The sequence below is a fragment of the Hyalangium versicolor genome, from assembly GCF_020103695.1.
GTDB lineage: Bacteria > Myxococcota > Myxococcia > Myxococcales > Myxococcaceae > Hyalangium > Hyalangium versicolor.
In genome coordinates this window covers 38010-44964 of record NZ_JAHXBF010000052.1, presented here as the reverse complement: position 1 = coordinate 44964, position 6955 = coordinate 38010, and the positions used below count along the sequence as shown (strand labels likewise).

Genomic DNA, 6955 nt, shown 5'->3' with positions numbered 1-6955 from the left:
AAGTCCGCTCTCAAGCGCTTGGTACTTCGCCGCGATGACTTCCTCCAGGTCCATGCCTACATTGATGGGCACGATCTCGGGCACCCGCAAACTGAAACTTTATTCCTGCGCGGCTCCTAACTCGCGAAGGGAGGGATGGTGGCGAGAGCTTCGTGACCTGAAGTGACCCCCGTGAAGCTCACAGGCGCACCCGGGGGGCCAAGTACGAGCTGCTCCGCCATGAACACCTCTAGGCGGTTGCACCTCTCGCACATCTGCTGTCGCACGATGGGAGCAAGGCAGAGCGGCTTCGCTCCTGGAACGAGCAGGTAGCACCATTCCCCCGTGAGCTTGGCATCGAGTGCCACGTGGATCATGTGAAAGCGCGCAGAAGCGCCTTGGTGGCTGTACAGTCTGTAACGAATCTTGGAGTCATCCGCGTCACCAGTCATTGAGAATGGCTCGACACCTGCCACACTGACAAGATAAGCATTTTCATTTAGAGCTGCAACGGCTTGGCGGAACCCAATATAGTCAAGAGGAGAGATGGTTGCTGGTAGCTTGCGCAGCGCCGCCGCGACTGGATGTCCCGATATCTTCGAAACGAGCGAGGAAATCTTCAGGGCGAAGCCTGACCATTCATCAAAACTGAGTCTCCTCCCCGAGTACTGTTGAAGAATGCCAATCCCTGCGGCACGCGTTGGCTCATCAGCATGGTCTCGAAGAAGAGCAATACCGATAGAAGCCACGAACCGGATCATGACATTCATTGCGTTCGCGACCGTATGCGCGCGGGCATGTTCCGTCGCCTGTGCGTCCACTTGGGCCAAAGGCCCTTCGAGCGGAAACGGCAATCTGCCAAGATGAGACTGAGCCATCTCTTGACGAGTATCGGAATTGTAAGCGCGCTCGTTGGGGTCATCTAACAACTCGGTCACCAAGAACTCCAGACTCCTCTCGCCATGAGATAGGACCTCGTCCGGTGACAAGGTGGCAGTGCGCAGTGATCGGGTGAGTATGCCACGGACATGCTCTGGCACTGGCTTCCTGGTCCATGCGTCCATGATCACTCTGGCAAATGCTCGACCTGTTTTCGCACTGGACTCGGGCCCCAGCGCAACGAGAAAGTACCGGTTCTTCCAGAAGCCAAGCGACTCTTCCGGCTTGAGGAGCCGCACGATCTCCTGCTCCAATTCGGAGTTCCAGACTTCGATGCCTCGCGGGCCCATGACTTCGGCAAGGGCGCTCTCTCCTGAAAGCTCAAACGCCACGAGCGCACCAGGAGCTGGCGCCGCGAGGATCCGCCGTATCAGGGCAACCCCATCTATCGGGCGCAAGTTGACGACAGCCCTGTCCGCCCGGGTTACGGCCACCGGGTTCATTTTGGCTACGACCGTCGTGTCCGTCGTGGTTTGCACTTCAGGGCCGGAGGCGTGCTCTTCATTCCCCTGAGTCAGCTCGCTCCTTGCGGCTTGAAGCAAGTCCTCTGGCCTGCTCATTTGCGGCGTCAGACTCGCAAAGCCCAGACGCAGCTTCACGAAAGTTGATTGCCCATTCACGGCAATGGCCGTGTTCTCCAGGGTGCGCAGCAGAGTCTCTGCCTCATGTCGCGCCCGCCTGGGGTCCTGCTGTAGCATGGCTAGCACGAACACACTCCCGTCGTATCGCGCGAGGCAGTCGGACTCTTCCACCGAGCGTTTTGCCACCTGTGCCAGCTCATGAAGCACGGCATCCGCCACCTGTATCTGGCTAGGCCCACTCCTGGATTCAGGTTGCTCCAGCATGAACATTGCAAGGGAGAGAGGGCGGTCAGACTGGAGGCTGTTGCGGCACTCGCGCCCCAGAAACTCAAGCAGATATTTCTTGTTTGGGAGCTTGGTAAGCTCGTCCGTGAGGGTGTCGCGATAAAGTTTGTTATGGAGCGACCACTCAACAACGTCGCTATACTTGAATTGGAGAAGCACGTGTGCCAGCTGGACACGGTCGCCGTCGTTCAGGTTGACCGGCCGCAGGATCTGCAGGCCATTCACATAGGTGCCATTTCTGGATCCCAGATCCTCCAGGATCCAATTTCTTCCAGCAGCGGAGTACTTGATCACGGCATGGCGTCGCGACAAGCTTTGCTCCTCAATCGCGATGTCGGCGGAATCGGAGCGCCCAAGCGTCCAGGCCTTCTCTTTCAGCAGCTCATAGGGCTTGCCTATATTGGGCCCATGGAGCTCAACAAGGAATGCCCATCTCTCTCCGGAGTGGAGGTCCATCATGCCACTGGTGTTAGTTCTTCCGTCCCGGAAATTATTGCTCTCTGAAGACATTGCAGTCCCTCTTGAGCACTCTGCGAGTGCTAGTCTGCCCCCTGGCGGATCTGGTCGATCATCATGGCGATCTCTCCAAAATCCTCGAACCATGCGACACGCACGCCCAGTTCCTCGACAGACTTTTCAATGAGTTGATGGTGGGCGGCCAGCACGATGTGAGCAAGATTGGAGTCGAGTTGAGAAGAGTCTGGCCTCTGTGTCTCTGGCTCATCCGCCATGAACTTCTCGATCGTGAGCCGCTTCAGTAGTGCGACGTGACGCGGCTTCTCTTCGTTCTTAGCGGCGATCTCCAGCAGGCGACGGAGATTGGGGTCATTCATTGACAGGCCAATAAAGACGCCCGTGTGATCCGACAAGAGGTTGAGCTGTACAATGTTGGACCAGGAGTAGGGATCATTATAGAGCCCGTGGTATCGCTCCTCGCTGAACACCACGAGGCTACTGGCGGAGTCTTCACCCTCGGGCCGGTGCTGGGGAAGGAAGCCATGCACATGGTAGATCGCGAGGCAATCAGCTGGGACCCGAGTGCCTGCGAGATATACGGGCTGATGCTCGACCGCCTTCTCTCGCAGCTGCTTCTCCACGAGGTCATCAAAGTTGTAGGTGACGACTGCCTGGACGCCGCTGCCGTTCTTTCGCGGGACGCAAAGGCGGGCCAACGCAGCGAGCTGGGGCGGGGCTTCGCTCTTGAGGTTGCTGTACAGAGCGCGCTCCAGCGCTGTCACGAACCACTCGCCCAAGCCGGAGCGGATGTACCGTGCTGCGAGGAGTGGGGAAGACTCCTGCAATCTCTGGAGCCTCTGCGCAATAGTCTGTCGCTTCTCGGTGCTGACCCCCAGAGCCAGATTCCCATCGTCGCCCATCTTCTCAACCATGGCAACAAGCAGCTGATTGAGCAGGCCATTCCAGCTGGGGATCCCAGCGTCAATGGAGACGCCAGCCCCGAGGAAGGGAACGAGATCATTATTGCGCCAGGCATGGTGCAGATCACCGAGCAGGATCTGCGTCTGCCTTCGCCAATCGTCATCCTGCCCGGTGGCGGCACGTTGAATCGCCTTTGCGGTGTCAGCGTTCGGCAGATTCTCTATCAGTAATCGAGCGGTTTCTGGATGCTGCTCGGCAATGAGCTGAAGCTCCTTCGGGCCCCAGACCTGGATTTGAAGACCAGGGGCAAGATTCTCGGATTGAAGACGCCCCAACTCTTCAGGCGACAAATTCCGGTTCAGGATGATGACCGCGCTCGCAAGCCTGACTGTATGACGCAAGAGCGCGACGTGCTCAATTGCTTTGCGCGCGGCGTGTAATGCAGATGGATCCTTCGTGAGTTTGATCTCGAAGGCCGCAGGTCCTGGTATCCCATCCAGTCCTTCAGGCGCAACGGCATCAAGCTCCAGCGCGCCTTCCGGACTACCTAGACGGACCTTGCTACGAAAAGACCGTCTCTGTGACTCTGCGTGCGTTCGAAGCAGCTCCAGTACAAAGTTCTCAAACGCAAAATAGATGCTGCGCGAGCGGGCGGGGTCGTCTGCATGAATGCTGGAAAAAGCTTCGCGCAGATTGACTGCGACCTCTTGCTTCATTGACATCCCCTGAGCCGGTAGGCGACGAAGCCTGGACAGGTGCAGCATATCCGATAGGGTCGACAGGCACGATACCCCGTGCCCACTGCCAGGACCGAGCTGGGCCTCGGCTTGGTGAGCGTGGAGTTTGGGCACGGGCAGGTCAGGTCACTGCCAGGCGTTGGCAGAGCTGGATCCTCTGTTTTCGCCAACGAGCGCTCGGCTATCCTTCCTCTCCCCCAGAGCTGCTCTAGGTCTTCGTCGCGGGCGCCGCGCGTCCGTGCCCTCCGGGGGAGGAGGCGTCCCTCGCGAAGTCGCTCGCAGAGGGGGTCGCACGTTGCCAGAGGCCTAGCCCGAGATGCGCGTGGAGCCCTAGGACTTCGCCCGGCATCTCGGGAAGTGCTTCCCAGTCGCCGAGTCCCACGACGAACTGGAAGCGGCGGATACGGACTCGTACCGGGTCAGGAACGCTGGGCTGGGAGCCCACGCCGCCGGAGCCTACCGCATGCTCTGCCCCAAGGTCTCATGGCTCGTCATCGAACACGTCCGCTGAGTCCCTGGCCGTGCGAGGAGGCGGCTCGTCTTCGTGGCGAGTTTGAACCCCCAACGGGGACTGTCCTACTTCTTGCGGCATGGATGCGCGTATGTGACCGTGCATCCATGTACATCCGCCACCTTGAGGTCGATAACCTGAAGCGACTCGGGCGCTTTGAACTCGACTTTACGCACCGCGGTGAGCCCCGCATGTGGACGGTGCTCATTGGCGAAAACGGGACGGCCAAGACCACGCTCCTCCAAGCCATCGCGCTGGCAGCGGCTGGGTACAAAGAGGTCAGCGGGCTCGCTGGGGCTACGGTCAAACACCTGTGCGACCGGCGAAAAGAAGAGTCCATGTTGATCGACGTTCAGTTCATGTTCGGTCCCGACTCGATCGCAGGAGGCGAGAAGATCCACCCGTTGATGCCGCCCAAGGCCAAGCACCAGTCAGGGAGCTGGGAACTTCGCTCTCGCGTCAGCCTCCCGTTCGGCACCACCTCCCTGGATGCCGATGCCCACTATGGCGGCGAGTCCTCGAAGCCGGTGGCGCGTGATCCCCTCGCCGAGGCTCGGGCCACCAACGCGCCGCTCTGGTTCGTCGCGGGCTATGGCATCGCGCGCGCGCTGCCGGATGCGAACGAGACGCCCACCTTGACTCGCCCTTCCATCGAGCGCCTGGAGCCTTTGTTCCGGCAGAAGCAGCTCGCATCGATTGGCTTCGCGAATCACTTCCTGGAGAAGGATCAGAGAGAAAGCCGCAGGCTAGGAGAGACTTCACGCCGCTTCAGCCGCATGCTGAACCAAGCGATCAAGCTGGGAGGCGCTGACCTCTTTCCGGGGCTGGCGCGCCTAGAACTGCGCGGCCAGGGAGGCGCCCGCTCCAGTATGTCGCTCATCGAGAGCGACCGCTTCTACCAGGTCATGGCCCGGAAGCAGGACCCGGTTGCCATCGCGGGGGTCGCGCTCTCCCACGGATACCAGTCGACCTTCGCCTGGATCGCGGATCTCATCGGCCACGTTCTGCTGGAGTCGAAGACCGAGTTGGACACCACCGACATGGAGGGGCTCGTTCTCATTGATGAGATCGACCTCTACCTGCATCCAACCTGGCAGGCGCGCTTCATTCCGGCCCTGCGCCGCGTCTTCCCCCGCATGCAGTTCGTGGCAACCACCCACTCCCCTGTCGTGCTGTCATCGCTGGCTCCCCATGAGGTGGTCCGGCTCGTGGTGGACGAGGAGACGGGCGACATCGTCCAGGGGGGCTGGGACCGCCGGGGAGGACAGTTCCGTCCGGGCGTTCAAGACGCCGAGCATCAGCCCGATCCGCGGCTCATGACTGGCGGTGAGCTGTACCGGACGTGGTTCGGACTCGAAGGCATGACGCCCAATCCTCTGGGGGAGAAGCTCCGGCGGCTCCAGGTCCTCTCGGCCCACCCCGCTCCGACAGCCGCTCAGTCCCGGGAGCTGAGGGAGCTGCACGGCGAGGTGCGGAGAGAACTCATTCAGCGGCTCGGAAGAGCCGAGGGCAGGAAAGCCTTTGAAGACCTCTCGGCAAACCGAGGGAGCGCGCAGTGATCCGCATCGCTCGCGGTGCCGATCCCATCGGCCTTCAAAGGTCCGCGCCCCGGTACCGGGCTGCCGCCGCGAAGGTTTTCAACCAGCACGGGGGGGTGTCCGACGTCCTGCTGGAAATGCTGAGCAAAGGCTACAACTCTCGCGCGACCAAGCAGTCCCTGTACCTCGCCCAGCACGAGAAGTGCGCATGGTGCGAGCGCCAAATGGACTTCAGCAGCTCGCCGGTCGAGCACTACCGTCCCAAGGATGGTGCCTGGAGGCACTTCCCAGGCCAGAAGCAGCGCGTCGACAAGGGGTATTACTGGTGGCTGGCTTGGAGCTGGTCGAGCCTGCTGTTCTCCTGCACCCGATGCAATGACCGAGGCCACAAGGCGAACTACTTCCCGCTGCGCCGCAAGACTCGCAAAGCCCTTGCACCCAAGGCGCCCCTCTCGCTCCCGCCGCCCTACCCCATCTCGGACGTGTCCAAAGAGCGGCCGCTGTTGATCGATCCGGCAGGAACCGAAGACCCGCTCGACCACATCGAGTGGTACCCTACGAACACCAGCTTCAACCGGCGGGACTGGATCTGGACGCCCCTGGGCTTGACGGACGAGGGAAGAGTAACCATCGAAATTCTCCAGCTCAGCGAATTGGCGGGTCGGGCTCAGGGCCACGTGCGAACGCTGCTGCCGAGCATCGAAGAAGTGGAACAACATCTGGTCGCTGGCCGTATCCGCGAGGCGCACAAGCGCTGGAACCAACTGATAGCGGACAGCTTCACCCCGGGAGCGCAGTGGTCCGCATTCACGTGGCACGCGCTCCGGCACCTCGTACCTCCCGCCTACAGGGCCCAGCACCAGCTCGCAGACCCGCTCAGACCCGGCGCTCCTTAGCGTCTATGTGTTCTCCGGATTGGGTCCAAATTTGGGTGCGTCAAGAGCCGATTGGGTCCCCGAATGCAAGCCCCGCTCCCTTTCTTAGAGGGAGAGCGCTTGAGAGCGGCGG

The 6955-nt window shown here is 60.9% G+C and carries 4 protein-coding genes; 2 read left to right on the top strand and 2 right to left on the bottom strand.

The features are described 5' to 3' along the window. Positions 1 to 116: 116 nt before the first annotated feature. Positions 117 to 2294 (bottom strand): GGDEF domain-containing protein, encoded by a 2178-nt coding sequence (locus KY501_RS51285; RefSeq protein WP_224372912.1) that lies wholly within the window; start codon positions 2292 to 2294, stop codon positions 117 to 119. 29 nt (positions 2295 to 2323) lie between these two features. Continuing rightward, positions 2324 to 3877 (bottom strand): SIR2 family protein, encoded by a 1554-nt coding sequence (locus tag KY501_RS51280; RefSeq protein WP_224372911.1) that lies wholly within the window; start codon positions 3875 to 3877, stop codon positions 2324 to 2326. Positions 3878 to 4492: 615 nt separating this feature from the next. On the opposite strand from KY501_RS51280, the gene KY501_RS51275 reads away from it, so the two are divergent. Next, entirely contained in the window at positions 4493 to 5968 is a 1476-nt protein-coding gene (locus tag KY501_RS51275) for an AAA family ATPase (protein ID WP_507236562.1), read from the top strand. Continuing rightward, complete coding sequence (locus tag KY501_RS51270) at positions 5965 to 6843, top strand: HNH endonuclease family protein (protein ID WP_224372909.1); 879 nt, start codon at positions 5965 to 5967, stop codon at positions 6841 to 6843. Before KY501_RS51275 ends, KY501_RS51270 begins: the two co-directional genes overlap by 4 nt. The last annotated feature ends 112 nt before the right edge of the window (positions 6844 to 6955 follow it).